Here is a 26,235-nt window from a genome sequence, read left to right as displayed (position 1 = left end):
CCCTGTTCAGAACGCCATCGATGCCCGCTGCCACCCTCGACCCCGTACCCCCTGCCGCGTCCGCGCCGGCCGCCCCGCCGCTGCGCCGCCGCCTCGCCTGCATGCTTTATGAAGGCGTGCTGCTGTTCGGCGTGCTGAGCGCCTCGACCGCCGCCTACCTGCTGGTGCGTCCGCTGCTGCAGAAACTGGGCGCGGACGGGCCGCTGGTGATCCAGCTGTGGAGCTTCATCGTGATGGGGCTGTATTTCACCTGGTTCTGGCAGCGCAACGGCCAGACGCTGGCGATGCAGACCTGGCGCATGCGCGTCGAAAACGCCGCCGGGTTGCCGCCGCGCTGGCCGCAGGCGGCGCTGCGCTACGTGCTGGCGTGGCTGTGGCTGCCGCCATCGGCCGCGGTCGGGCATATGCTCGGGCTGGTCAAGGGCCCGTTCGTCGGCGTGCTGTGCGCCGGCCTGCTGGTCTGGATCCTGCTGGCCTGGCTGGACCCGCGCCGCCAGTTCCTGCACGACCGCCTGGCCGGCACGCGCCTGACCGACCTGCGCACCAAGCCATGAGCCTGGGCGCCGCCGGCATCCGCCGCGTCGCGGTGACCGTGCAGGCGGCCGCAGCGCTGGGCATTGCCGCGGCGCTGGTACGGACGGCGGCCTGGCCCTGGCCCGGCGCGCTCGCCGCCGGCGCGGGGCTGATCCTGGGCGGCTTCGCCTGCGGCATTGCCATCGCCTTCGCGCTGAGCGGGCGCGGCCTGTGGGTCGGCCGCGCCGACCACCCGCCCGCGCCGCCCCCTGAACTTGCCGCCACCCGCAGGCCGCTGCGGCTGGCGGAGGCGTTGCGCTGCTACGGCGCCGAATGCCTGGCGGTGCTGCGCATGTTCGACTGGCTGCAGCCCTTCCGCGCGCGGGCACCGTTTGTGCCGCCTGACCCTGCCCGGCCCGGTCGCGATGCCCCGCCGGTGCTGCTGGTCCATGGCTATGCCTGCGGCCAGGCGATCTGGCTCGACATGCAGCCGGCGCTGGCCACCGCCGGCTACCGCTGCCACGGGATCGACCTGGAACCCGTGTTCGGCGACATCGACGACTACGCGCGCGCGCTGCTGGCCGCGATGCGGCGCATCCGCGCCGAAAGCGGGCGCGCGCCGCTGCTGCTCTGCCACAGCATGGGCGGCCTGGCCGCGCGGGCCGCGCTGCAGCTGGCCGGCGACGAGGACCTCTGCGCCGGCATCGTGACGCTGGGCAGCCCGCACCACGGCAGCGCGCTGGCGCGCTTTGGCGGCGGCCACAATGCGCGCCAGATGCGTTGCGGCAGCCCCTGGCTGCGCGCGCTCGCGGCGGCCGAAACGCCGCGGCTGCGCGCGCGCATGATCTCGATCTTCAGCTGGCACGATTCGATCGCGGGGCCACCATGCACCGGGTGGCTCGACGGCGCCGGCCATATCCCGCTGTCCGGCATCGGCCATGTGTCGCTGCTGCGCCATCCCGCCGCGGTGCGTGCCGTGCTCGACGCACTGGCCGAGCTGTCCGCGCGCGGCCGCTGAGCTGGCCGCTGAACCGCCCGCGGGTGGGCCCATGCAGCGGCTGTCCCGCGGCCGCAACGATTCACATGTCAGTCATGTTTTCGTCACCGTCGCGTCATGGCTGGCTGGCTGAATGCAGCCATCGCCGCAACCGGGACTGGCATGGTGCAAGCAATCCGATCTGCCCGCGGGTATCTGTCGAAGGCCTCGCAACTGGCGCCATGGCTGCGCCGCAGCGCTGACAGCGGCCCCGCCGCGCCGGTGACCGCCTTCATGGCGCCGGCACTCGATGGCGCCGCGCTAGCGCCGCCGCGCGAAGCGCAGGAAACCTATCCCCCCGAGCCGCACCCGATCCAGCGCTACCGCGCCATCTGGCTGTCTGACATCCACCTGGGCACCCCCGGCTGCCAGGCCGACTACCTGCTGGATTTCCTCAAGCACAACGAATCCGACCAGCTCTACCTGGTCGGCGACATCATCGACGGCTGGCAGCTGCGCCGGGGCTGGTACTGGCCGCAGAGCCACAACGACGTGGTGCAGAAGCTGCTGCGCAAGGCGCGCAAGGGCACCGAGGTGATCTATGTGCCCGGCAACCACGACGAAGCCGCGCGCCAGTTCGATGGCATGGCCTTCGGCGACATCACCGTGCGCGAAGAGGCGATCCACGTCACCGCGAGCGGACGCCGCCTGTGGGTGGTGCACGGCGACCTGTTCGACGGCGTGGTGCAGCACGCGCGCTGGCTGGCCTACCTGGGCGATTCGCTCTACACCATGATCCTGGCGCTAAACCGCCACTTCAACCGGCTGCGCGCGCGCCTGGGCTTTCCGTACTGGTCGCTGTCGCAGTACCTGAAGCACCAGGTCAAGAACGCGGTCAACTACATCGGCTCGTTCGAGAGCGCGATGGTCGACGAGGCGCGCCGCCGCGGCTGCGACGGCGTGGTCTGCGGCCATATCCACAAGGCCGAGATCCGCGAGGTCAACGGCCAGCTCTACTGCAACGACGGCGACTGGGTCGAAAGCCTGTCGGCGCTGGTCGAAACCCTGGAAGGCGAACTGAAGATCGTCTACTGGACCACGCTGCTCGACGCGCCTGCGTCCGCCGTGCGCCGCCGGCGCCGCGCTGCCGTGGCCGGCTGAGCCGCGCCGGTCGTACCTGCTTCGCATGGCTCCATCCGCCCGGCGCCATCCGCATTGCCCTTCCACCGCGCCCAAGGAGGCTGCATGAAGATCCTGATCGTCACCGATGCCTGGGAACCGCAGGTCAATGGCGTGGTGCGCACGCTCAAGTCCACGCGCCGCGAACTGGAGGCGATGGGCCACACGGTCGACATGATCACGCCGCTGGAATTCCGCACGGTGCCATGCCCGACCTATCCCGAGATCCGGCTGTCGCTGCTGCCGGGCGCGCGCGTGCGGCGGCGCATCGAGGCCTTTGGCCCCGACGCCCTGCACATCGCCACCGAAGGCCCGCTCGGGCTGGCCGCGCGCAGCCATGCGCTGCGCCGCAAGCTGCCCTTCACCACCGCCTACCACACGCGCTTTCCGGAATATGTGCAGGCGCGCTTCGGCATTCCGCTGGCCTGGACCTACCGATTCCTGGGCTGGTTCCATGGCCGCGCCCAGGCGGTGATGGCGCCGACGCCGGTGGTGCTGGACGACCTGCGGCGCTACGGCATCAACAACGCCGTGCTGTGGACGCGCGGCGTGGACCTGGACGTGTTCACGCCGCAGCGCGCCAATGTGCTCAACACCGCCCACCCGATCTTCCTGTACGTCGGCCGCGTGGCGGTGGAGAAGAATGTCGAGGCGTTCCTGGCGCTGGACCTGCCCGGATCCAAATGGGTGGTCGGCGACGGCCCGGCGCTGCCGGCGCTGCGCGCGCGCTATCCCGGCGCCAACTACCTGGGCGTGCTGAGCCAGCCCGAGCTGGCGCGGGTGTATGCTTCCGCTGACGTGTTCGTGTTCCCGAGCCGCACCGACACCTTCGGGCTGGTGCTGCTGGAAGCGCTGGCCAGCGGCCTGCCGGTGGCAGCGTATCCGGTCACGGGCCCGATCGACGTGCTCGGCGACAGCCCCGCCGGCGTGATGCACGAAGACCTGCGCGAGGCCTGCCTGGAAGCGCTGCGCATCGACCGCGCCACGGCCCGGGCCCATGCCGAGCGCTTCTCGTGGCGCGCCGCGTCCGAGCAGTTCCTGGCCCACCTGCGGCCGTTCGCCGCTCCCAGGCCAGGCCGGGGCGGCGCAGCGGCCTCACCCGCCACAGCCCAGCCTTCCGCCCCGCAAACCCATGCCGAAACCGCATCCGGAACTGCCGTCCGACCCGCCAATGCAGAGGCCGCCGCCCGCCATGCAGAGCGCTGACTACTCGATCGACCAGAATCCGCACAAGGGCAACCGGGGCCTGGCGCGCGCCTGGCATGCGGCCATCAATTCGCTGTCCGGGCTGCGCTATGCGGTGCTGGAGGAGAGCGCGTTCCGCCAGGAGCTGACCCTGGTGGTGATCCTGACGCCGTGCGCCTTCCTGTTGCCGGTGACGGCGGTCGAGCGCATCCTGCTGCTGGGCACGCTGCTGGTGGTGCTGATCGTGGAGCTGCTCAACTCCAGCGTCGAGGCCGCGGTCGACCGCATCTCGCTGGAGCGGCACAGCCTGTCCAAGCGCGCCAAGGACTTCGGCAGCGCCGCGGTGATGCTGGCGCTGGTGCTGTGCGGCGGCACCTGGATCACCATCGCCGGGCCGCACGTGCTGCGGTGGGCGCAGGCGCTGGCGGGCTGATCCGGCCCGGGACAGGTGTAGCGGGGCGCGGCGGGGGCGCAGCATGGGCAAGGCAGGCCGATTGCTTATAATCGCTACCCTGCCCCCGACTTACCGATCGCACCGATCGCCCGGACGCCCATGGAACCGAAACCGCAAACCGGACCCCGCCGCACCAGGGACCGCATCCTCGACGTCTCGCTGCGCCTGTTCAACGAAGTCGGCGAGCCCAACGTCACCACCACCACGATCGCGGAAGCGATGGAGATCAGCCCCGGCAATCTCTACTACCACTTCCGCAACAAGGACGACATCATCAATTCCATCTTCGTGCGCTTCGAGCAGGAGATGGAGCGCCGCCTGAAGATGCCGGACGACCACAAGGCCACGCTCGACGAAAGCTGGGGCTACCTGCAGTACATGTCCGAGTTCCTGTGGAACTACCGCTTCCTGTACCGCGACATCAACGACCTGCTGGCGCGCAACCGGATGCTGGAGACCAACTTCAAGCGCATCGTCGAGCAGAAGCAGCGCTTTGCGCACGAGATCTGCCGCCAGTTCATCGAGGACGGCGAGATGGAAGCCACGCCCGAGCAGGTCGAGGCCATCTGCACCAACATGGTGGTGGTCGCCACCTACTGGCTGTCGTTCCAGTTCGTGCAGCATCCGCGCCAGTACAACGATCCGGAGCAGATCCGCGGTTACCTGCACGGCTCGAGCTACCACATCTTCTCGATCCTGGCGCCCTACCTGCGCGGTCGGGCACGGGAGGCATTCGACCAGCTGGCGCGCGACTACGCGGCAGCCAAAGCCGCCGGCGCGGCAAAGGAAACGAAGTGAAATCCGTCTGCGTGTATTGCGGGTCCAGTCCCGGCAATCGTCCCGAATACGCCGAGGGGGCGCGCCTGCTCGGCCGCACCTTGGCCGAAAACGACCTGACGCTGGTGTACGGCGGCGGCAAGGTGGGCCTGATGGGCATCGTCGCCGATGCCGTGCTGGAACATGGCGGCCGTGCCATCGGCATCATCCCGGAAGCGCTGATGCAGAAGGAGGTCGGCCATCGCGGCCTGACCGAGCTGCACGTGGTGCGCAACATGCACGAGCGCAAGCAGATGATGGCCGACCGCGCCGATGCCTTTGTCGCCATGCCCGGCGGCGTGGGCACCTTCGAGGAACTGTTCGAGACCTTCACCTGGCTGCAGCTGGGCTACCACGCCAAGCCGGTGGGCCTGCTGAACCTGGCCGGGTTCTACGATGGCATGCTGGGCTTCCTGTCGCACGCGGTGCGCGAAGGCTTCCTGAAGCAGGTGCACGCCGAGCTGCTGCACGTGGGCGACACGCCCGCCGGCCTGCTGCAGCAACTGGCGGCCGCGCCGCGCGTGCGTGTCGACAAGTGGCAGGAGGCGCGCGACCAGACCTGAGCGCGCGCCGGCTGCCGGGCCTGCTTCAGAAGGAGGAGCCCGGCTGCTGCAGGAACGCCTGTTCCTCTGCCGTACTCGGCCGGCCCAGCACCGCATTGCGATGGGGGAAGCGGCCAAAGCGCGCGATGATCACGCGGTGCTTCTCGGCCCACTCGACGGCATCCACCACCCCGCCGCTGGCTTCGCGCAGCAGCGTCATCAGGCGCACTGCCTCGTCCTGGTCTTCCAGCGACTCCGAATGCTCGAACGGCATGTAGCAGAACATGCGGTGGTAGTCGGTCGGCAGCGCGCGGTCCATGCCGCTGGCGACGATGCGCCGGGCCAGTGCCAGCGCCTGCGCATCGGTGCCGAAGCTGCGCGGGTCGTTGCGGAACATGTTGCGCGGGAACTGGTCCAGCAGCACCACGCGCGCGCACGCGCCTTCCGGCGTCACCGACCAGTCGTCCGGCGCCCCGTCGCAGGCGACCTGCCAGTCAGACAGGAAGTTCGCGCGAATCTGCGCATCGAACGCATCCGACTTGGTGAACCATTGCGGACGCGCCGTATTCCAGGCGGCCGAACCGGGCTGGTCGAACCAGGAATCCAGCACACGCAGGGCGTCTTCAGGCAGTTGAGCTGTCATCGGCAGGGAAACCTTTCGAGGTAGAAACGGGAGCCTTGGCGCCTCAGCGCGCCACGTTGCGCATCCAGTCGGCGGTCTGGAAAAAGGCCTGCATCAGGCGCAACTGCAGGCCTTCGGGCAGGCCGATGTCCTGCATCGCCAGCGCCATGCAGCGCATCCACTGGTCGCGCTCGCTGACGCCGATCTCGAACGGCATATGGCGCGCGCGCAGGCGCGGATGGCCGAAGCGCTCGATAAAGTGGTTGGGACCGCCCAGCCAGCCGCACAGGAACCAGAACAGCTTGTCGCGCGAGCCCTCCAGCGACGGCGGATGCAGCGCGCGCAGCCCCGCGAACTGCGGCTCCAGGTCCATCAGGTCGTAGAAGCGGTCGACCAGTTCGCGCACGCGCGCCTCGCCGCCCACCAGTTCAAAGGCAGTGACCTCGGCATTGCCGGGCTTGTCGTCGGATTCAGTACTCATCACACACTCGGTCTGCGGCGGCGCCGGCACGCGGGCTCAGGCATCGCGCAAGGTGGCCAGCGCGGGCTGGCGCAGCACTTCGCGCAGGCCCAGCCAGCCGCCGGCAAAAGCGCACAGCATGCCAGAAACCACGCCGACCGGCACGATCCACGCATTGAAGCGATACGGGAAATCGAACACGAACTGCGACAGCCCCCAGCCCACCGCGATCGCGCCGAGGCTGGCCAGCAGGCCGGCGAGGCCGCCCACCACCAGGAACTCGGCATACTGGGTCTGCCGCACCAGCGCGGCCGAAGCGCCCAGCGCCTTGAGCAGGCCCGCGTCGCGCATGCGCTCGTCGCGCGCGCCGGACAACGCCGCGTACAGCACCGTCACCCCCGCGGCGAGCGTGAACACGAACAGGAACTCCACCGCCGCGATCACCTGGTCCAGGATGTCCTGGATCTGGCGCAGGATCATGTCGGTGTTGACCACGGTGATGTTGGGAAAGGCCGCGATCAGCCGGTTGCCCAGCGCGGCGCTGGCGGGCGGCAGGTGGAACGAGGTGATGTAGGTCTCGGGCATGCCCTGCATCGCCCGCGGCGGCAGGATCACGAAGAAGTTGACCCGCATCGAGCCCCAGTCGAGCTTGCGCAGCGAGGTCACGCGCGCCTGCACCGGCTGGCCGGCCACGTCGAAGCGCAGCGTGTCGCCGAGCCGGATGCCCAGGGTCTTGGCGATGCCCTCTTCCACCGACGCGCCAGCCTCGTCGCCGTCGGACCCGTTCGACCAGCGTCCGGCGATCACGCGGTTGCCCTCCGGCAGCGCATCGGTATAGGACAGGTTGAACTCGCGCTCGACCAGGTTGCGCGCGCGCCCGTCCTCGAAGCTGTCGCCGCGGATGGTGCGCTCGCCGATATGGGTCAGGCGCCCGCGCACCATCGGGTAAAGCAGGTCGGTGATGCCGGCGCTGGCCAGCATCTGGCGCAGCGGCTCGCGCTGGTCCGGCTGGATATTGATGATGAAGCGGTTGGGCGCGTCGGCCGGCGTGGCGTTGCGCCAGGAATCGACCAGGTCGTTGCGCGTCATGCCGAGCAGCAGCAGCGCCATCAGCCCCACCGCCAGCGCCACCGTCTGCAGCACCGTGACCGCGCGACGGCGCTCCAGCACCGCCAGCGCAAAGCGCCACCCCATCGCCGCGCGCCCGCGCAGGCGTCCGCGCAGCAGTCGCGACAGCAAGGTCAGCAGGCCCAGCGCCAGCACGCCGAACACCATCCCCGCGGCGACAAAGCCCCCGGCGGTGGTCAGACCCAGCTTCAGGTCGCGCGCGGCCACCAGCAGCAGCGCGACAAAGGCGCCCAGCCCGAGCGCGTAGGCCACCCAGGCCGACACCGGCGGCAGCCCGATATCGCGCCGCAGCACCCGCAGCGGCGCGACCCGCGTCAGCGCCAGCAGCGGCGGCAGCGCAAACCCGGCCAGCAGCACCAGCCCGGCCAGCACGCCCACTATCGCCGGCAGCAGCGACGGCTGCGGCAGCGACACCTTGAGCAGCCCGCCCAGCGACAGCAGCAAGCCATAGTGCGCCAGGTAGCCGAGCAGCACGCCGGCGAGCGCGCCGGCGGCCCCGACCAGCAGGAATTCCAGCCCGAACGCCCGCAGGATCTGCCCGCGCGACAGCCCCAGGCACTTGTAGACCGCGCAGGCATCGGTGTGGCGCTGCATATAGCGGCGCGCCGACATCGCGATCGCCACCGCCGCGATCATCGACGACAGCACCGCCACCAGCGACAGGAAGCGCTCGGCGCGGTCCAGCGTGGCGCGCATCTGCGGCTGACCCGATTCCAGCGACTCGACCCGCGTATTGCGCAGCTGGCGGCGTTCGATCTCGTCCAGCGCCCATTTCTGGAAGGCCGCGCCGGCGGCGTCGGGGCCAGCCACCAGCAGCCGGTAGGTGACGCGGCTGCCCCAGCCGATCAGCCCGGTGCTGTCCAGGTCCGACAGCGGCATCAGCACGCGCGGCGCGAAGTTCATGAAGCCGGTGCCGCGGTCGAGTTCCTGCGTGATGATGCGGTCGATGCGGAAGCTGCGGCTGCCCAGCCGCAGGTTGTCGCCCACCGCGACGCCGAGCGCGCCCAGCAGCGCCTCGTCGACCCATACCGTACCCGGCGCGGGAATGCCTTCCGCGGGCGCGTCCGGCGCGCCCGGCGTGCCGGTCACCCTGAGCCGGCCGCGCAGCGGATAGCCGTCGGTCACCGCCTTGAGCGCCGCCAGCTGGCTGGGCGCCTCGGCGCCGGCCTGGGCCTTGCCCTCGGCGGTGGCCATGCTCGGGAAGGTCACGGTCTGCGCCACCGCCAGGCCGGCTGCGCGGGCCCGCTGCGCGAACGCGGCATCGAAGGGCTGGTCGGCCACCAGCAGCACGTCGGACGCAATCATCTGGCGCGCGTCGCGCTCCAGGCCCAGCCGCATGCGGTCGGCCATGAAGCCCACGCTGGTCAGCGCGGCCACGGCCAGCACCAGCGCAAACAGCAGCAGGTAGAGCTCGCCCGCCAGCCAGTCGCGCCGGGCCATGCGCAGCGCCTGGCGCCAGGCGGAGAATTTGCCGCCAGCGGCGGCTTGCAGTCCGGCGGATGAGGCGTCGGATTGGGCGGCGGTGGCCGGGACGTCGATGGCGGACTCGGAGGGCATCGGTTGGTTGGTTCTTGGTTGCTGGCGCCGGTGCGCCTCGGGTCAGTCAGACAATGCAAAAAAGCTGGCCGGAACGGCCGGGCCGCTAGCGCGGCACATCGTGCCGGGTACCGCCGCGCAGGCTGGCATGGAGCCGGCGCACCCCGCGCCACAACTTCGGCAGCAGCCACACCGAGCCCACCAGAAACACCGCCAGCAGCACCAGGAACAGCACCGGCACGAAGAACGCCAGCAGCAGGCTGCCGGTGGCGGTCAGGTCCTCAGTGAATGAGGCCGTCCAGTTGGAAAACGGTTCCGGCGACACGTTGATCAGCGCGCGTGTGCCGGCCTTGACCGCATGCGCGGTGCCGGCCAGCGTGCCGCCGATCAGGCCCGCCGCCACCACCCATTGCGGATCCAGCTGACCGAACGCGGCAGCCGCCAGGATCGCCCCGGCCGGAATGCGGATGAAGGTATGGATGCCGTCCCAGACGGTGTCGAAGGCCGGCACCTTGTCGGCGACGAACTCGGCCACGGCCAGCACCGCGGCCACGCCAATCACCCACCAGGACTCCAGCGGCTGCAGCCCGGGCGGCAGTTCCAGCCAGCCCAGCCGCGCCAGCACCCCGGCGGCCAGCACGGCAAGATACAGGCGAAATCCGCTGGCCCAGGACATGCCCGCGGCCAGCGCGGCGGTTTCCAGCATGGCGCTCCTTGCAAGGGTCCGGCGCAGGCCGGTACGGAGACCGGCGCGCCCTGGCAAGGAGTGTAATACGGACCGGCCGGACCGGTCCGAGGCGCGGCCCGGCCGTGGCTCAGCTGCCTTCCTTGCCGTCCGGGCCAAACCACGGCAGCGCCTCCTGGGGAGTCAGGATGCCCGCCGGCTCTGCCATGGTATAGCCCGGCAGCGCCTCGATCCGCCGCGCAAAGGCCGGATCGGCCAACAGGGCGAGCAGCGCGGCCATCCAGCCGGCGGTCTGGTCGTTCTTGCGCAGCGCCAGGTAATAGGCCTCGCGCGTGAGCGGCACGAACGCCAGCCCGTGAGCCTCGGCGTTCATGCGAAGCCCGAAACCGGCCTGGGCGCGGCCGCTATGCACGGCTTCCGCCACTTTTTCATTGCTGAACTCGGTTTCGTCGTAACCATTGACCAGGTCGGGATACAGGCCCTCGGCGGCCAGCAGCTGGTCGAACAGCATGCGCGTGCCGGAGCTGCGCTGCCGGTTGACGAAGCGCGCCTGGCTGCGCGCCAGGCCGCGCAGATCGTGCACCTCGCGCGCCAGCTCCGGGGCCAGGATCAGGCCCTGCTCGCGCCACGCCAGCCGCAGCAGCCGCACGGCGCCGGGTCGCAGCCACTTGCGCAAGGTCACATGCGCCACCGAGCCCGCGGTCTGCACCGGCGAGACATAGAACCCGGCCAGCTCCGACTGGCGCTCCTGCAGGCAGATCAGCCCTTCCACGCTGCCGCAGAACACCGTGTCGAGCTGCAGCGGACTGCCGGCCGTGCCCAGCGCGGCGGCCAGCACTTCCACCGCCGGGTCATGGCTGCCGGTGAAATGCACGCACGACTGCGGCTGCTGGGCGTCGTCCAGGTCGGCGATGAACTCCGCCATGGCTCGCTGCACCGCCGGCTCGATCGACTCGCGCAGGCGCAGCTCGGCGCGCAGCAGGCGCTCGCCGAAGCGCGTCAGCGACGCGCCGCGCCCGCGCTCCATATCCAGCATGCTGCGACCGAGCATCTCTTCCCACGACCGCATCACGCCCCAGGCGTGGCGGTACGACAGCCCGATCTCGCGCGCGGCACGGTGCAGCGATCCGGTTTCGCGCACCGCCTTGAGCAGCTGGAACACCTTGGCATTGGCGCGCGGATTGTCGTCGGAGGCGATCACCGGAAACAGGTCGAAGCGGAAGGTCATAGGTTCCCCGCTACATATTTACTTGTCGATCTCGGCTGGACCACAATGAATACCCCATTCTTATGTTGTTTTGCCGAATTCTCCCTGAGATCCGAAGGCAAAATCAATTATGTCGGTAAAAACATAACAACGAGGAGATCGCCCATGTCCCGCCGTGCCCAACCCTTGCGCCGCCGCGCGCGCCACCTCGTCGTGTCCGCCGTGCCGCTGCTGTGCCTCGGCCTGCTGTCGGCCGCGCAGGCCGGCGAGATCAAGCTCGCCACCACCACCAGCACCGAGAACTCGGGCCTGCTGAAGCACCTGTTGCCGCGTTTCGAGCGGATATCAGGCGTCACGGTGAAAGTCATCGCCGTCGGCTCGGGCAAGGCCATGAAGATGGGCGAGATGGGCGATGTCGACGTGCTGCTGGTGCACGCGCGCAAGATGGAAGACGCGTTCGTCGCCGCCGGCTACGGCGTGAACCGGCGCGACGTGATGTACAACGATTTCATCGTGGTCGGGCCAGCCAGCGACCCGGCCGGGGTCAAGGGCGGCAAGGACGTGCTGGCCGGGTTCCGCAAGCTCGCCGCCAGCGGCAGCAAGTTCATCTCGCGCGGCGACAATTCCGGCACCGACGTGATGGAGAAGGACTACTGGAAGCAGCTCGGCATCGAGCCCAAGGGCCAGCCGTGGTACGTCAACGCCGGCCTGGGCATGGGCGAGGTGCTGACCATGGCGGCGCAGATGCCGGCCTATACGCTGTCGGACCGCGCCACCTACGGCGCCTACCGCGCCAAGACCGGCCTGGCGATCGCCATCGAGGGCGATCCGAAGATGTTCAACCCGTATGGGATCATTGCGGTCAACCCCGCCAGGCATCCTGGCACCAACTACAAGGATGCGATGAAGCTGGTGGAGTGGATTACGTCAAGGGAAGGACAGGACGCGATTGCGGGGTACAAGGTCGAGGGCGAACAGCTGTTCTTCCCCACTGCCCACGCAAAGTAGGGGTCGCGGCCCCCCTCGTCCAGGCTCAACCTGCCTCGGCCTCGAGCCGGGGCAACTGCGGCAGATCCGCCGCCACCTCCGCGATCATGCGGCGGATCCACATCACGTCCGGCGCGGCATGGCAGCGCTCGTGCCACAGCTGGTAGAAGCGCATGCGCGGGAACGATACCGGCGAAGGCACCATGCGGATCGGCAGGTACTGCGCATAGTGCGCGGCGAACTGCCGACCGGTGGTGAAGACCATGTCGGTCTTCATCAGCACATACGGCACCAGCCCGAAATACGGCAGCGTCACCTGGATATTGCGCTTGTAGCCCTGCTCGGCGAGCGCCTGGTCGATCATGCTGCGCTGCATCGACGCGTAGGGCGCCGGCGCCAGGTGGGGCATTTCCAGGTAGTGCTTGAGCGTCAGTCCCTTGCGCGCCAGCGGATGTTGCGCGCCCAGCATGCACACCACCTCGTCGTCGAACAGCGGCGAAATATGCAGGTGCTCCGGCGGCGACAGCCAGTTGCCGACCACGATATCCAGCTGTCCCTGCTCGAGGTCGTCGAGAAAATCCGACGACGACGTCATCGGGTGCACGAACAGCTTGGCGCCCGGCGCCAGCCGGCGCACGCGCTCGACGATATTGGGCAGGAAGAAGGCGTCCAGGTAGTCGGGCGCGCCAAGGTGGAAGGTGCGCGTGGTGGTGGCCGGGTCGAACTGCTGCGGCGGCCGCGCGATGCGGTCCATCGCCGCCAGGCTCTGCTCGGCCAGCGCCAGCAGCTCGCGGCCGCGCTCGGTGGGCACCATGCCGTTTTTGCCCCGCACCAAAATGGCGTCGCCGGTGATCTCGCGCAGGCGCTTCAGGGTATTGCTGATGGCGGGCTGGGACTGGCCTAGACGCACGGCGGTGCGGGTCACGCTCTGCTCGGTGAGCAGGGTGTGGAGCACCCGCAGCAAATAGGTATCGAGATGGTCGCGTCCGTGCATGGCGATGGCGGCCCTCCGGCGCGGCCGGATGGGTGGCGTGGGGGATGGGAACGGCGCATAGTGTATGACAGGCACCCCACAATTGGTCAAATCCGCATGCCGCTCGGTGCGGCCGGGCACCGACGGGCGTGCCCGCTGATGGCGCATATCACCTGGGTCGAATATTGCATGAAACGTAGCGATGCTATGTTTCCGCCATCCCCAAGAGAGAGAAGACCATGGAGACGCAAACCATCCGCTTTTTCCACCGCGGCCAGGTCAAGGAAGTATCCGACGCCCCCATTACCCGCACCGTGCTGCAGTACCTGCGTGAAGACGCGCGCTGCACCGGCACCAAGGAAGGCTGCGCCGAAGGTGACTGCGGCGCCTGCACCGTCGTGGTCGGCGAGCTGCAGGACGGCGGCGACGTCGAGTTCAAGGCGGTCAACGCCTGCATCCAGTTCCTGCCCACGCTCGACGGCAAGGCCCTGATCACGGTCGAGGACCTGCGCCAGGCCGACGGCAACCTGCACCCGGTGCAGGAAGCCATGGTCGAGTGCCACGGCTCGCAGTGCGGCTTCTGCACCCCCGGCTTCGTGATGTCGCTGTGGGCGCTGTACCAGCAGCACACCCCGGGCGGCACGGCGCCGTCGCGCCAGACCATCTGCGACGCGCTGACCGGCAACCTGTGCCGCTGTACCGGCTACCGCCCGATCATCGATGCCGGCGAACGCATGATGGCCCTGCCCGCCCCCACCGCGAACAAGCTCGACCCGCGCCAGATCGCCGACACGCTGCGCAACCTCAAGCGCGGCGAAACCTTCCGCTACCGCGCCCAGGGCCAGGAGTTCTTCGCCCCGCGCACCGCGGCCGAGTTCGGCGCGATCAAGGCGGCGCAGCCCGATATCCGCATCCTGGCCGGCAGCACCGACGTGGGCCTGTGGGTCACCAAGCAGTTCCGCGAGCTGGGCAATCTGCTCTACGTGGGCCAGGTCGAAGACCTGAACCACATCGAGCAACGCGACGGCATGATCGAGATCGGCGCCGCCGTGACGCTCGAAAAAGCCTACGCCGCACTGAACGCCGCGCACCCGGAGCTGGAAGAACTGTGGAAGCGCTTCGCCTCGCTGCCGATCCGCAATGCCGGCACGCTGGGCGGCAATATCGCCAACGGCTCGCCGATCGGTGATTCGATGCCGGCATTGATCGCGCTGGGCGCGGAAGTGGTGCTGCAGCACGGCGAGACGCGCCGCACGCTGCCGCTGGAAGACCTGTACCTGGCATACCAGAAGACCGCTATGCAGCCGGGCGAATTCGTCGCCGCGCTGCGCGTGCCGGTGGCCGGCCCGCAGCACTTCCGCACCTACAAGCTGTCCAAACGCTTTGACGAGGATATTTCCGCCGTGTGTGCCGCGTTCGGCATCACCGTGCAGGACGGCATCGTCACGCAGGCCCGCATCGCCTTCGGCGGCATGGCCGCGACGCCCAGGCGCGCTGCCGCGACCGAGGCGGCGCTGACCGGCCAGCCGTGGAATGAAGCCACCGCGCGCGCCGGCATGGCGGCGCTGGAGCAGGACTACACGCCGCTGTCCGACATGCGCGCGACCGCGTCGTACCGCAGCCGCGGCGCCGCCAACCTGCTGTACCGGTTCTGGCTGGAAACCAACGCCGACGCGCTGCCCGCCGCAGCCGTCAATGTCCGCGCCCCCGGCGCCGGCATCAACGCCACCGCAACCGCGGCCGCCACGGCCTGAGCCAGAGAACAAGGAACGAAATCGGCATGAACAAGCAAACCGAACCCTTCCTGCTCGACGCCGCCGCCGAACAGGTACCCCAGGTCGGCATCTCGCGTCCGCACGAATCCGCCCACCTGCACGTGGCCGGCACCGCCACCTACACCGACGACATCCCCGAGCTGGCCGGCACGCTGCACGCCGCGCTCGGCATGAGCACCCGCGCGCACGCGCGCATCAAGTCGGTCTCGCTCGACAAAGTGCGCGCCGCACCGGGCGTGGTCGACGTGCTGACGGTGGACGACATCCCCGGCACCAACGACTGTGGCCCGATCATCCATGACGACCCGATCCTGGCGCGTGGCGTGGTGCAGTTCATCGGCCAGCCGGTGTTTATCGTGGTGGCGACCTCGCATGATGCGGCCCGCCGTGCCGCGCGTCTCGGCGTGATCGACTATGAAGACCTGCCGCCGGTGCTGTCGCCGCAGGCCGCGCACGCGGCCGGCAGCTATGTGCTGCCGCCGATGCACCTGACGCGCGGCGAACCGGCCGCGCGCATTGCCGGCGCGGCCCACCAGGACAGCGGCACGATCCACCTCGGCGGCCAGGAGCAGTTCTATCTCGAAGGCCAGATCTCGTACGCCGCGCCGCGCGAGAACGACGGCATGCACGTGTGGTGTTCGACCCAGCACCCGACCGAGATGCAGCACGCGGTCGCGCATATGCTGGGCTGGCATGCGCACCAGGTGCTGGTCGAGTGCCGCCGCATGGGCGGCGGCTTCGGCGGCAAGGAATCGCAGTCGGCGCTGTTCGCCTGCTGCGCAGCACTTGCGGCGTGGAAGCTGATGTGCCCGGTCAAGCTGCGCCCGGACCGCGACGACGACATGATGATCACCGGCAAGCGCCATGACTTCGTGTTCGACTACAGCGTCGGCCACGACGACGAAGGCCATATCGAAGGCGTCAAGGTCGAGATGGTGTCGCGCGCCGGCTTCTCGGCCGACTTGTCGGGCCCGGTGATGACCCGCGCCATCTGCCATTTCGACAACGCCTACTGGCTGCCGAACGTGCAGATCGACGGCTACTGCGGCAAGACCAACACGCAGAGCAACACCGCCTTCCGCGGCTTCGGCGGCCCGCAGGGCGCGTTCGCGGTCGAGTACATCCTCGACAATATCGCCCGCACCGTCGGCAAGGATTCGCTCGACGTGCGCCGCGTCAACTTCTACGGCAAGACCGGGAACAACGTCACGCCCTACGGGCAGACCGTGGAAGACAATGTCATCCACGAGCTGATCGACGAACTGGTGGCCAGCAGCGAATACCGCGCCCGCCGCGAGGCTACACGCGCGTTCAACGCCACCAGCCCGGTGCTGAAGAAGGGTATCGCCATCACCCCGGTGAAGTTCGGCATCTCGTTCAACGTGGCCCACTACAACCAGGCCGGCGCGCTGGTGCACGTCTACAACGACGGCTCGGTGCTGGTGAACCACGGCGGCACCGAAATGGGCCAGGGCCTGAACACCAAGGTGGCGATGGTGGTGGCGCACGAGCTCGGCATCCGCATGGAACGCGTGCGCGTGACCGCGACCGACACCAGCAAGGTGGCCAATACCTCGGCCACCGCGGCCTCGACCGGCGCCGACCTGAACGGCAAGGCCGCGCAGGACGCGGCGCGGCAGATCCGCGAGCGCCTGGCCGCGTTTGCCGCGCGCAAGGCCGGCGTGGAGCCGTCCGAGGTGCGCTTCAACGATGACCTGGTCAGCGCCGGCGAGCTGCGCCTGTCGTTCGGCGAGCTGGCGCGCGAAGCCTATGTGGCGCGCGTGCAGCTGTGGTCCGACGGCTTCTACACCACGCCCAAGCTGCACTGGGACCAGAAGACGCTGCAGGGCCGCCCGTTCTACTACTTCGCCTACGGCGCCGCGTGCTCCGAGGTGCTGGTGGACACGCTCACCGGCGAATGGAAGCTGCTGCGCGCCGATGCGCTGCACGACGCCGGCCGCTCGCTGAACCCGGCGATCGATATCGGCCAGGTCGAAGGCGCATTCATCCAGGGCATGGGCTGGCTGACCACCGAGGAACTGTGGTGGAACAAGGACGGCAAGCTGATGACGCACGCCCCGTCGACGTACAAGATCCCGACGGTCAACGACTGCCCCGAGGAATTCAACGTGCGCCTGTTCCAGAACCGCAACGTCGAGGACAGCATCCACCGCTCCAAGGCGGTGGGCGAACCGCCGCTGCTGCTGCCGTTCTCGGTATTCTTCGCGATCCGCGACGCCGTGGCCGCGCTGGGCGACTACCGCATCAACCCGCCGCTGAAGGCCCCGGCCACCAGCGAGGCGATCCTCGATGCTGTCGATGCCGTGCGCGCGGCGGCGGCGCAAGGGGCTGCTCGGGTGGCTGCTCCCGCAGCCTGAACGGTGGCAAGGAAGCGCGCGCCTGCGGACGCCCCGGACTTTCCCCCCTCGACTGCGTTGACAGGCGAGGGGCCGGCGGAAGAAGCAGGCGCGCGCCACCACTGACGCAAGCGATACCACAAGCGATACCACGCATCACCACAAGGCCCCCGACCATGCAGGACGCACCGCTCAAACCCTTCCGCTTCGCCGACGCCGCCCGCATGGTGCGCGCCGGCGTGCCGGTGGCGATGGTCACCATCGTCGAGGTCAAGGGCTCGGCGCCGCGCGAGGCCGGCATCCGCATGCTGGTCAGCGCCGACGACCTGGTCGGCACCATCGGCGGCGGCCACCTGGAATGGCGCGGCATGGACATCGCCCGCGAGATGCTGGTGCGTGGCGAGCCGCGCCGGATCGAGCGCATTCCGCTTGGCCCGGCGCTGGGGCAGTGCTGCGGCGGCGTGGTGCAGCTGGCGTTCGAAGTGCTGGGCGAGGCCGACCTGGCCTGGCTGGATGCGGTCGAGCGCAATTTCGCCGCGCAGCGCGCGCTGCAGCGGCAGGTGCCGGCCAGCGGCGCGGTGACCTTTTGCGACAGCCGCGCGGTGCTGGCCGGCGTGGAGCTGCAAGCGGACGGCAGCTGGACCGACACGCTGGTGCCCGACACCATGCACGTGGTGCTGTTCGGCGCCGGCCATGTCGGCCATGCGCTGGTCAAGGTGCTGGCCACGCTGCCGTGCCGCGTGCACTGGGTCGACGAGCGCGACACGCTGTTCCCCGGTGGCCTGCCCGACAACGTCGAGGCCGAGCCCAGCGACACACCCGAGGCCGTGGTCGCGCAGGCGCCGGCGGGCAGCTATTTCCTGGTGATGACGCACAGCCATGCGCTCGACCAGACCCTGTGCGAGGAAATCCTCAAGCGTACCGATTTCGCCTACTTCGGGCTGATCGGTTCCAAGACCAAGCGCGCGCGCTTTGAACACCGCATGGCCGAGCACGGCATCGACCCGGCCCGGTTTGCGGAAATGACATGCCCCATGGGGGTTCCCGGGATCACCGACAAGGCTCCGGCTATGATTGCGGTTGCCATCGTCGCCCAGCTGCTCCAGGTCCGCGAACAGCGCCTTGCCGCGCTGCGTGCGGGCCGCACGGAGACGGTGCATCCCTGAACCCGTGCCGCCGGCGCTGCCGGCCGGCACAGAAAAGCCCAGAAACGAGGCCCCCATGACCATCGATGCCGCGCTCGCGGAACAGATCCGCCGCACCCCCAAGGCCGAACTGCATGTGCATATCGAAGGCACGCTTGAGCCGGAACTGATCTTCCGGCTGGCGCAGCGCAACCAGGTGGCGCTGCCCTACCCCAGCGTCGACGCGCTGCGCGCCGCCTATGCCTTCACCGACCTGCAATCGTTCCTGGACATCTACTACGCCGGCGCCAGCGTGCTGCTGACCGAGGAAGATTTCTTCGACATGACCATGGACTACGTCAAGCGCGCCGTCGCCGACAACGTCCGCCACGCCGAGATCTTCTTCGATCCGCAGACCCATACCGCGCGCGGCGTGCCGATCGGCGTGGTGATCGACGGCATTGCCGATGCGCTGGCGCAGGCGCGCACCGAATACGACTTTTCCAGCAGCCTGATCCTGTGCTTCCTGCGCCATCTGTCGGAGGAAGACGCGTTTGCCACGCTGGAGGCGGCGCTGCCCTACCGGGACCGCTTCGTCGGTGTCGGGCTCGATTCGTCCGAGAAAGGCAACCCGCCGGAGAAATTCGCGCGCGTGTTCGCCCGGGCGCGCGAACTCGGGCTGCACCTGGTGGCGCACGCTGGCGAGGAAGGTCCGGCGCAATACGTGACCGATGCGCTCGACATCCTGAAGGCAGAGCGCATCGACCACGGCGTGCGCGCCATCGACGACGCCGCGCTGGTCGAGCGCCTGGCGCGCGAGCGCGTGGCGCTGACGGTGTGCCCGCTGTCGAACGTCAAGCTCAAGGTCTATCCCGACCTGCGCGACCACCCGCTCAAGCGCATGCTGGATGCGGGCGTGGCAATCACGCTGCATTCGGACGACCCGGCCTACTTCGGCGGCTATATGAATGCGAACTGGGAAGCCACCTTCGACGCGCTGCCGCTGGACGCGGCTGACGCGCACAAGCTGGCCCGCAACAGTTTTGAAGCGGCCTTCCTGCCCGCCATGCAGAAGGCCGAGTTCCTGGCGGAAGTCGACCACTTCTGGTCCGCGCCGCCCAAGTCCCCGCCCGCGACGGCCCCCGCGGCCTGAGCACGGCGCATGCCAATAGCCCGGCCTGCTGCTTGCACCATACGGTGCCGCGCGGGCCGGCCACAAGAGACAAACCATGACGAACCCCGCTACTGACTCCCGTACCCGCGCCATCCGCGGCCGCGTGCTGCATTTCCTGCGCGACCCGCAATTCCATGAGGACGCGTATCAGTATTGGGACGACGGGGTGCTGATCGTCACCGACGGGCGCATCGCCGCCGCCGGCGACTACGCGCAACTGGCCGCGCGCATCCCGGCCGGCGCCGAGGTCATCGACCACCGCGGCAAGCTGATCGTGCCCGGCTTTATCGACACCCACGTGCACTACCCGCAGACCGACATGATTGCGTCGCCGTCGCCGGGCCTGCTGCACTGGCTCGACACCTACACCTTCCCCGAAGAGCGCCGCTTTGCCGACCCCGACTACGCGCGCGGCGTGGCCGGCTTCTTCACCGAGGAGCTGCTGCGCAACGGCACCACCAGCGCGGTGGTCTGGAGCACGGTGCACAAGGCCTCGGCCGACGCCCTCTTTGCCGAGAGCGAGGCGCGCAACCTGCGCATGGTCACCGGCAAGGTGATGATGGACCGCAACTGCCCCGAATTCCTGCGCGACACCGCCGAAAGCGGCGCACAGGACTCGGCCGACCTGCTGTCGCGCTGGCATAACAAGGGGCGCCTGTCGTACGCGATCACGCCGCGCTTCGCGCCGACCTCGACCGAGGCGCAGCTGGCGGCCTGCGGCGAGCTTGCGCGCGCCTACCCCGACGCCTTTATCCAGACCCACGTGGCCGAGAACCGCGACGAGGTCAAATGGGTGGCCGAGCTGTTCCCGGACGCGCGCAGCTACCTGGACGTCTACGACCGCTATGGCCTGCTGCGCCCGGGCGCGATGTACGGCCACGCCATCTACCTGGACCAGGACGACCGCCGCCGGCTGGACGACAGTGGCGCCGCGGTGGCGCACTGCCCGACTTCCAACCTGTTCCTCGGCAGCGGCTTCTATGACTTCCACCAGTCCGATGCCAACCGCCTGAACGTGACGCTGGCCACCGACGTCGGTGGCGGCACCTCGTTCTCGATGTTCCGCACCATGAACGCCGCGCACAAGGTGGCGCGTATGGGCGGCTACTATCTGACCGCGCTGCGCATGTTCTACCTCGCCACCCGCGCCGCGGCCGAGGCGCTGGGCTGGACCGGCCGCGTCGGCAGCTTCAGCGAAGGCTGCGAGGCCGACTTCATCGTGCTCGACCCCAAGGCCACGCCGCTGATCGCACGCCGCAGCAACCGCTCGGAAACGCTGGAAGAAGAGCTGTTCGCCTTTGCCATGCTGGGCGACGACCGCGTGATCGACAGCGTCTATGTGATGGGCGAGCCGGCCAGCGTCCCGGCAGCCTGATCCGCCACACTTTCCGCATCCGTGGCCCGCCGCACCCGCGGCGGGCGCGCCCTTACCGCTTCCGCCGTCCCACCGGCTTGACGACCGTCAAGACTGCTTTCGACAAAGCCTTCTAACCTTGCGGTTCCGCCGCGGCCACTCTGCCTTGCCGCGCACCGATACCGAACGACCGCAATCAGAAGGTTCTGCATGACCGCATATCAATCCGCTCAATCCGTCGACCCCGCCCCCGGGCGCGCCCATGCCCCGCAGCAGGCTCCGCTGCCGGAACCGATCGCGCCGGACGCGCCGCTGCCGTCGCGCAAGATCATCCGCGGCTGGCTGATCCCGCTTGGCCAGCGCAGCACGCCGCGCGCGCTGATGCTGTTCGGCTTCGATTACCTGCTGTTCGGCGCCGTGCTGGCCGGCGTGGTGCTGGCGCCGCACTGGGCCGCCAAGCTGGCGCTGGGCGTGCTGGCCGGGCTGGTGATCGCGCGCCTGTTTATCATCGGCCACGATGCCTGCCACCAGAGCCTGACCCCGCGCCGCGGCCTGAACAAGTGGCTGGGCCGGCTGACCTTCCTGCCCTCGCTGACACCGTACAGCCTGTGGGAAGTCGGCCATAACGTGGTCCATCACGGCTACACCAACCTGAAGGGCTTCGACTTCGTCTGGGCGCCGTATTCGCTCGAGGAGTTCAACGCGCTGCCGCGCTGGCGCCGGGTGATGGAGCGCATCTACCGCACCGGCTTCGGCCCGGGACTGTATTACCTGGTCGAGATCTGGTGGTGCAAGCTGTTCTTCCCCAGCAAACGCCAGATGGCCACGCGCCGTTCGGTCTTCACCGGCGATTGCGTGCTGGTGGCGGCGTTCGGGCTGGCCTGGATCGGCGCGCTGGCGGGGCTGGCACTGGCCACGCAGCAGTCCGTCTGGATGCTAATTGGCGCCGGCTTCGTGCTGCCCTTCCTGGTGTGGAACATCACCGTCGGCTTCGTGCTGTACGTGCACCATACCCACACCAGCGTCGCCTGGTACGACACCAAGACGATGTGGGCCAAGGCCCAGCCGTTCGTTTCCACCACCGTGCACCTGCGCTTCCGCCATGGCATCGGCGCGGCGCTGCATCACATCATGGAACACACCGCGCACCACGTCGACATGAGCGTGCCGCTGTACCGCCTCAAGCGCGCGCAGGCGCTGCTGGAGCACGCGCTGCCGGGCCGCATCATCATCGAGAATTTCTCGTGGCGCTGGTATTTCGACACCGCGCGCCGCTGCAAGCTCTATGACTTCAAGGCGCTGTGCTGGACCGATTTCCGCGGCCGCCAGACCAGCGACAACGCGCCGGTGCCGGCCTGAGCCCCGTGCCGGCCGCCAGCGGCGGTGGACGCGCCACCGCCGCCGCGGTTATAATCGCCGCTTCCATTGGGGAGTAGCCGCCCTGCTCTCGCCGCGCCGCGCAATGCGGACTCCGGCAGACAGGGGCGTACGTCAACAGACTTGACCGCTTGCGGTTATGGCGTGCGCAGCTCCGGACCCGCCTGGCCAGACCGGCCCAGGCAGCGTCCATGCCTGGCGAGACCGATGACCATCCCTTTCTGGCCGGGCCGGGAAAGGGTTGCGTCATTGGCATCTCGCGATGCATTGCGGCCCGGTTACCCCACAAGACCAATATGGAAGCCTTCCTCGTCTCCACAGGCATCGTCGCCCTCGCAGAAATGGGCGACAAGACGCAATTGCTGTCGCTGGTGCTGGCCGCGCGCTACCGCAAGCCGGTGCCCATCATCCTCGGCATCCTGATCGCCACGCTGTTCAACCACGGCTTTGCCGGCGCGCTCGGCGGCTGGATCACCCACGTGGTCGGCGAAAGCCTGCTGCGCTGGATCCTGGGCCTGGGCTTTATCGCGATGGCCGCGTGGATGCTGATCCCCGACAAGCTCGACGACGCCGAGCAGGCCAAGCCGGTCAAGGGCTTCATCGGCATCCTCGGCACCACCCTCGTCGCCTTCTTCTTTGCCGAGATGGGGGACAAGACCCAGATCGCCACGGTGGCGCTGGCGGCGCGCTTCAGCGATGCGGTGCTGGCGGTGGTCATGGGTACCACCTTCGGCATGATGATCGCCAATGCACCCGCCGTATTGCTGGGCGACCGGTTCGCCAACAAGATGCCGATCGGCCTGGTGCACAAGGTTGCCGCCGGCATCTTCCTGGTGCTGGGGGTGCTGGCGCTGCTGAATATCGGCGGATAAAGCGCCAGGCAAAAAAAAACGGGGCACAAGGCCCCGTTCAAACCCTCGCCGGTCCGGTACTGACGGCTGCCAACTGCGCAACCCTCCGGACCGTCGATCACCGATGCTCGGATTTCGCGGGCCGGCCCTGCAAGCGCCGGCCCCAATGCTTCTCAGTTCAGAAACACGTTAATTCGTCGTCTTGGCACCGCCTTCGAACCACTGCCCCAGCAGCGCGCGTTCGTCGTCGGTGATCTGCGTCACGTTGCCCAGCGGCATCGCCTTCTGCTGCACCGCCTGCTGGTAGATCAGCTGGGCGTGGGCCTTGATCTCCTCGGGCGTCTCGAGCTTGATGCCCTTGGCCGCGGTCGGCATCATCTTCGGCTGCTCGGCGTGGCACTGCACGCAGCGCGCGTTCATCACTTCCTGCACCTTGGCGAAGCTGACCGCCGCGGTGGCCTCGCCATCGGCCTTGGCCACGGCCGGGCGCGGCTGCGGCGCGATCATCACGGCGACAACGCCCAGCGCGGCGACGCCGGCGGCCGGCCACAGCACGTTGATCTTGCCCTTGTGCTTCAGGATGAAGAACTGGCGGATCAGCACGCCCGACAGCATGATCAGGATCAGCACCACCCAGTTATATTTGTGGGCGTAGGTCATGCTGTAGTGGTTCGACAGCATCGCGAACAGCACCGGCAGCGTGAAGTAGGTGTTGTGCACGCTGCGCTGCTTGCCGCGCTTGCCGTGGATCGGGTCCACCGGCTGGCCGGCCTTCAGTGCCGCGACCACCTTGCGCTGGCCCGGGATGATCCACGCCAGCACGTTCGCGCTCATGATCGTCGCGATCATCGCGCCGGTCAGCAGGAACGCCGCGCGGCCCGAGAAGATATGGCACGCGACGTAGGCAGCGGCGGCGATGTAGATCGCCACCAGGATGCCGACCAGGCGGTCGTTCTTGTTGAACAGGCGGCAGATGCTGTCATAGACGATCCAGCCGATCAGCAGGTACGACACCGCGAAGCCGACCGCCGCGCCGGGCGACATGTCGAATACGTTCTTGTCGATCAGGAACGTGCTGGCGTTGAACAGGTACAGCACCACCAGCAGCGCAAAGCCGCTCATCCAGGTCGAATACGACTCCCAGTAGAACCAGTGCAGGTTCTCCGGCAACTGCTTGGGCGCGGTCAGGTACTTCTGCGGGTTGTAGAAGCCGCCGCCGTGCACGGCCCACAGTTCGCCGTCGACACCCTTCTCCTTCAGGTCCGGCGCGGTGGGCTTGGTCAGGCTGTTGTCCAGCCACACGAAATAGAACGAAGAGCCGATCCATGCGATGGCGGTGATGACGTGCACCCACCGCAGCAGCATATTGGCCCAGTCGAGGATATAGCCTTCCATGTCTTGTCTCCTGTTTCCCTATGCCACCGCTTCAGCTGCCGCGGTAGGTCGAGTACGACCAGGGCGAAACCAGGAGGGGCACGTGATAGTGCGCGTTGACATCGGCAATGCCGAAGCGCAGCGGCACCACGTCCAGGAAGGCCGGCTCGGGCAGCTTCACGCCCTGGGCGCGGAAATAATCGCCGGCGGCGAATTCCAGCTCGTACACGCCCGCGGCGAGGTTGGCGCCTTCCAGCAGCGGCTGGTCGCAGCGGCCGTCGTGGTTGGTGACCACGGTCTTGAGGGTTTCGCGACGATTGTCGACAATTTTATGGAGAGTAATCGACATGCCCTGCCCGGGGGTGCCGGCAGCGGTGTCGAGAACATGGGTGGTCAAGCGTCCCATCGTATTTGTCCTTTTGCGATTGGGTTGTGAGGGGCGCCGCTGCCTTCACTAGCACCATGTGTGGGATGGTGCCCGCTCGGTACGTCTGGTAACGCATCCCGGCGCTGGGTTGGTGCGTGGCGACAATGCGCCTGCACTTCCCCGTTGGCAATTCAGGGATTTCCCTGAGTTGTCGAAAACCTGAGTTGGTTTTGTTGACAATATTGAGGCCGTAACCAAATAATTGTCAACAATTTTTGGATCACCGTACCCTGATACGCAGGATTTACGGTGCCCTGCCTGACCTGCCGGTGCCACGATGTCCAAGAGCCTGAAGCTGATTGCCGCCAACGCCGAATCCAAGGCCGACGCTGACCTGACCGAGATCCCGGGCAAGCCCGCCAAGCCCGCGCGCAAGGGCTCGGTCGAGGAGCGCATGTACCACGAGATCTACGACGCGATCATGGAGCACCGGCTGCCGCCGCGCACCAAGCTTACCGAGCATTCGCTTTGCGAGATCTATGCCACCGCGCGCCACACCGTGCGCAAGGTGCTGTCGCACCTGGCGGCGGATGGCATGGTCGACCTCGAGCCCAACCGCGGCGCGTTTATCGCCAGCCCGTCCACCGACGAGGCGCACGACATGTTCGAGCTGCGCCAGATGCTGGAGCGCGCGGTGCTGGAAAAGCTGGCCGGCATGGCCGACGTCAAGGCCGTGATCGCCCCGCTGCGCCAGATGGTGGCCAATGAGCGCCAGGCCTTCCTGACGCACGACCGTCCCAGGTGGATTCGCCTGTCGGCCGAATTCCACACCGCGCTGGCGGAACTTTCGGGCAATGCGCTGCTGGTCAACATGATGCGCCGCCTGGTGTCGCGCACCACGCTGATGATTGCCAGCGTGGAAGCGCCGGGCAACAACGCCTGCTCGTTCGACGAGCATGAGGAAATCCTCGACGCCCTCGAACAGGGCAATGCCGCCCTGGCCCAGTCGCGCATGGCGCACCACCTTGGCGCCTGCGCCGACCGCGTGCAGCCGGACGAACCGGGCAACTTCGATCTTCGCAGCGTACTAGGCCGCTCCACCTAGCACGGTGTTCCCGTCACGCCCCCGCAAGAAGAAGGCAGCAGGCCCGTCGTCAGTACCGCGCCCAGGCAGTGCAAACGAGAGCGCGGCGACGGCGGGCCCATAACAACACCGACC

The 26,235-nt window shown here is 68.3% G+C and carries 24 protein-coding genes and 1 riboswitch; of the genes, 16 read left to right on the top strand and 8 right to left on the bottom strand.

Annotated elements, in window-relative coordinates:
• Window positions 1–20 precede the first annotated feature (20 nt).
• From ACEI37_RS15710 to ACEI37_RS15680, 7 genes are all read left to right on the top strand, one after another.
• Window positions 21–554 (top strand): RDD family protein, encoded by a 534-nt coding sequence (locus ACEI37_RS15710; protein WP_373379675.1) that lies wholly within the window; start codon window positions 21–23, stop codon window positions 552–554.
• Window positions 551–1,531, top strand: a complete 981-nt coding sequence (locus ACEI37_RS15705) for an esterase/lipase family protein (protein ID WP_373379674.1) — start codon at window positions 551–553, stop codon at window positions 1,529–1,531. The genes ACEI37_RS15710 and ACEI37_RS15705 overlap by 4 nt, the downstream gene beginning before the upstream one ends.
• Before the next feature lie 141 nt (window positions 1,532–1,672).
• Window positions 1,673–2,650: a UDP-2,3-diacylglucosamine diphosphatase gene (locus ACEI37_RS15700; RefSeq protein ID WP_373379673.1), complete on the top strand. Its 978-nt coding sequence runs from the start codon at window positions 1,673–1,675 to the stop codon at window positions 2,648–2,650.
• 84 nt (window positions 2,651–2,734) lie between these two features.
• Complete coding sequence (locus ACEI37_RS15695; protein WP_373379672.1) at window positions 2,735–3,874, top strand: glycosyltransferase family 4 protein; 1,140 nt, start codon at window positions 2,735–2,737, stop codon at window positions 3,872–3,874.
• The gene (locus ACEI37_RS15690; protein WP_373379671.1) at window positions 3,801–4,286 is read left to right on the top strand and encodes a diacylglycerol kinase; all 486 of its coding nucleotides are present in this window, start codon (window positions 3,801–3,803) and stop codon (window positions 4,284–4,286) included. Before ACEI37_RS15695 ends, ACEI37_RS15690 begins: the two co-directional genes overlap by 74 nt.
• A 120-nt stretch (window positions 4,287–4,406) precedes the next feature.
• Window positions 4,407–5,105, top strand: a complete 699-nt coding sequence (locus ACEI37_RS15685) for a TetR/AcrR family transcriptional regulator (RefSeq protein ID WP_018005421.1) — start codon at window positions 4,407–4,409, stop codon at window positions 5,103–5,105.
• Window positions 5,102–5,686: a TIGR00730 family Rossman fold protein gene (locus tag ACEI37_RS15680; protein ID WP_373379670.1), complete on the top strand. Its 585-nt coding sequence runs from the start codon at window positions 5,102–5,104 to the stop codon at window positions 5,684–5,686. The genes ACEI37_RS15685 and ACEI37_RS15680 overlap by 4 nt, the downstream gene beginning before the upstream one ends.
• A 25-nt stretch (window positions 5,687–5,711) precedes the next feature.
• On the opposite strand, the gene ACEI37_RS15675 is transcribed toward ACEI37_RS15680, so the two are convergent.
• From ACEI37_RS15675 to ACEI37_RS15655, 5 genes are all read right to left on the bottom strand, one after another.
• Entirely contained in the window at window positions 5,712–6,308 is a 597-nt protein-coding gene (locus tag ACEI37_RS15675) for a DUF924 family protein (RefSeq protein WP_373379669.1), read from the bottom strand.
• 43 nt (window positions 6,309–6,351) lie between these two features.
• Window positions 6,352–6,768, bottom strand: coding sequence for a group II truncated hemoglobin (locus tag ACEI37_RS15670; RefSeq protein WP_373379668.1), 417 nt, complete (start codon window positions 6,766–6,768; stop codon window positions 6,352–6,354).
• A gap of 36 nt (window positions 6,769–6,804) precedes the next feature.
• Window positions 6,805–9,432 carry an ABC transporter permease gene (locus ACEI37_RS15665; RefSeq protein WP_373379667.1) on the bottom strand — a complete coding sequence of 876 codons (2,628 nt, stop codon included), beginning with the start codon at window positions 9,430–9,432 and terminating at the stop codon, window positions 6,805–6,807.
• 85 nt (window positions 9,433–9,517) lie between these two features.
• A complete protein-coding gene (locus ACEI37_RS15660) occupies window positions 9,518–10,117 on the bottom strand; it encodes a DUF4126 domain-containing protein (RefSeq protein ID WP_265919057.1) in 600 nt (199 codons plus the stop codon).
• 109 nt (window positions 10,118–10,226) lie between these two features.
• On the bottom strand, window positions 10,227–11,324 hold the full coding sequence (locus ACEI37_RS15655; protein ID WP_116294675.1) for a substrate-binding domain-containing protein: 1,098 nt from the start codon (window positions 11,322–11,324) through the stop codon (window positions 10,227–10,229).
• A gap of 144 nt (window positions 11,325–11,468) precedes the next feature.
• Here ACEI37_RS15655 and ACEI37_RS15650 point away from each other — a divergent pair, with 144 nt between their 5' ends.
• The gene (locus ACEI37_RS15650) at window positions 11,469–12,311 is read left to right on the top strand and encodes a substrate-binding domain-containing protein (RefSeq protein WP_373379666.1); all 843 of its coding nucleotides are present in this window, start codon (window positions 11,469–11,471) and stop codon (window positions 12,309–12,311) included.
• 25 nt (window positions 12,312–12,336) lie between these two features.
• Here ACEI37_RS15650 and ACEI37_RS15645 read toward each other — a convergent pair whose 3' ends face one another.
• The gene (locus ACEI37_RS15645) at window positions 12,337–13,284 is read right to left on the bottom strand and encodes a LysR substrate-binding domain-containing protein (RefSeq protein ID WP_010809162.1); all 948 of its coding nucleotides are present in this window, start codon (window positions 13,282–13,284) and stop codon (window positions 12,337–12,339) included.
• 218 nt (window positions 13,285–13,502) lie between these two features.
• On the opposite strand from ACEI37_RS15645, the gene xdhA reads away from it, so the two are divergent.
• The 7 genes from xdhA to ACEI37_RS15610 all read left to right on the top strand — a co-directional run bounded on the left by xdhA (window position 13,503) and on the right by ACEI37_RS15610 (window position 23,296).
• Window positions 13,503–15,017, top strand: coding sequence for a xanthine dehydrogenase small subunit (xdhA, locus tag ACEI37_RS15640; RefSeq protein ID WP_373379665.1), 1,515 nt, complete (start codon window positions 13,503–13,505; stop codon window positions 15,015–15,017).
• 26 nt (window positions 15,018–15,043) lie between these two features.
• Window positions 15,044–17,416 (top strand): xanthine dehydrogenase molybdopterin binding subunit, encoded by a 2,373-nt coding sequence (gene xdhB / locus ACEI37_RS15635; RefSeq protein WP_373379664.1) that lies wholly within the window; start codon window positions 15,044–15,046, stop codon window positions 17,414–17,416.
• A 155-nt stretch (window positions 17,417–17,571) separates the two neighbouring features.
• Window positions 17,572–18,561 (top strand): xanthine dehydrogenase accessory protein XdhC, encoded by a 990-nt coding sequence (gene xdhC / locus ACEI37_RS15630; protein WP_373379663.1) that lies wholly within the window; start codon window positions 17,572–17,574, stop codon window positions 18,559–18,561.
• A gap of 55 nt (window positions 18,562–18,616) precedes the next feature.
• Window positions 18,617–19,672: an adenosine deaminase gene (locus ACEI37_RS15625; RefSeq protein WP_062797700.1), complete on the top strand. Its 1,056-nt coding sequence runs from the start codon at window positions 18,617–18,619 to the stop codon at window positions 19,670–19,672.
• A gap of 76 nt (window positions 19,673–19,748) precedes the next feature.
• The gene (guaD, locus tag ACEI37_RS15620; RefSeq protein ID WP_373379662.1) at window positions 19,749–21,068 is read left to right on the top strand and encodes a guanine deaminase; all 1,320 of its coding nucleotides are present in this window, start codon (window positions 19,749–19,751) and stop codon (window positions 21,066–21,068) included.
• A 189-nt stretch (window positions 21,069–21,257) separates the two neighbouring features.
• On the top strand, window positions 21,258–22,406 hold the full coding sequence (locus ACEI37_RS15615; protein ID WP_373379661.1) for a fatty acid desaturase: 1,149 nt from the start codon (window positions 21,258–21,260) through the stop codon (window positions 22,404–22,406).
• Between the two features lie 50 nt (window positions 22,407–22,456).
• A riboswitch (yybP-ykoY riboswitch) is annotated at window positions 22,457–22,692 on the top strand.
• Window positions 22,693–22,720: 28 nt separating this feature from the next.
• Window positions 22,721–23,296: a TMEM165/GDT1 family protein gene (locus ACEI37_RS15610; RefSeq protein ID WP_373379660.1), complete on the top strand. Its 576-nt coding sequence runs from the start codon at window positions 22,721–22,723 to the stop codon at window positions 23,294–23,296.
• Window positions 23,297–23,464: 168 nt separating this feature from the next.
• Here the strand turns inward: ACEI37_RS15610 and ACEI37_RS15605 are convergent, their stop codons facing one another.
• The gene (locus ACEI37_RS15605) at window positions 23,465–24,670 is read right to left on the bottom strand and encodes a urate hydroxylase PuuD (protein WP_373379659.1); all 1,206 of its coding nucleotides are present in this window, start codon (window positions 24,668–24,670) and stop codon (window positions 23,465–23,467) included.
• A gap of 31 nt (window positions 24,671–24,701) precedes the next feature.
• Window positions 24,702–25,055, bottom strand: coding sequence for a hydroxyisourate hydrolase (gene uraH, locus ACEI37_RS15600; protein WP_373379658.1), 354 nt, complete (start codon window positions 25,053–25,055; stop codon window positions 24,702–24,704).
• Window positions 25,056–25,353: 298 nt separating this feature from the next.
• Between uraH and ACEI37_RS15595 the strand changes: the two genes are divergently transcribed.
• A complete protein-coding gene (locus ACEI37_RS15595; protein WP_373379657.1) occupies window positions 25,354–26,121 on the top strand; it encodes a GntR family transcriptional regulator in 768 nt (255 codons plus the stop codon).
• Window positions 26,122–26,235 lie beyond the last annotated feature (114 nt).

The sequence above is a fragment of the Cupriavidus nantongensis genome (assembly GCF_041726985.1).
GTDB classification, from domain to species: domain Bacteria; phylum Pseudomonadota; class Gammaproteobacteria; order Burkholderiales; family Burkholderiaceae; genus Cupriavidus; species Cupriavidus nantongensis_A.
This window is presented reverse-complemented; position numbering and strand designations above follow the sequence as displayed.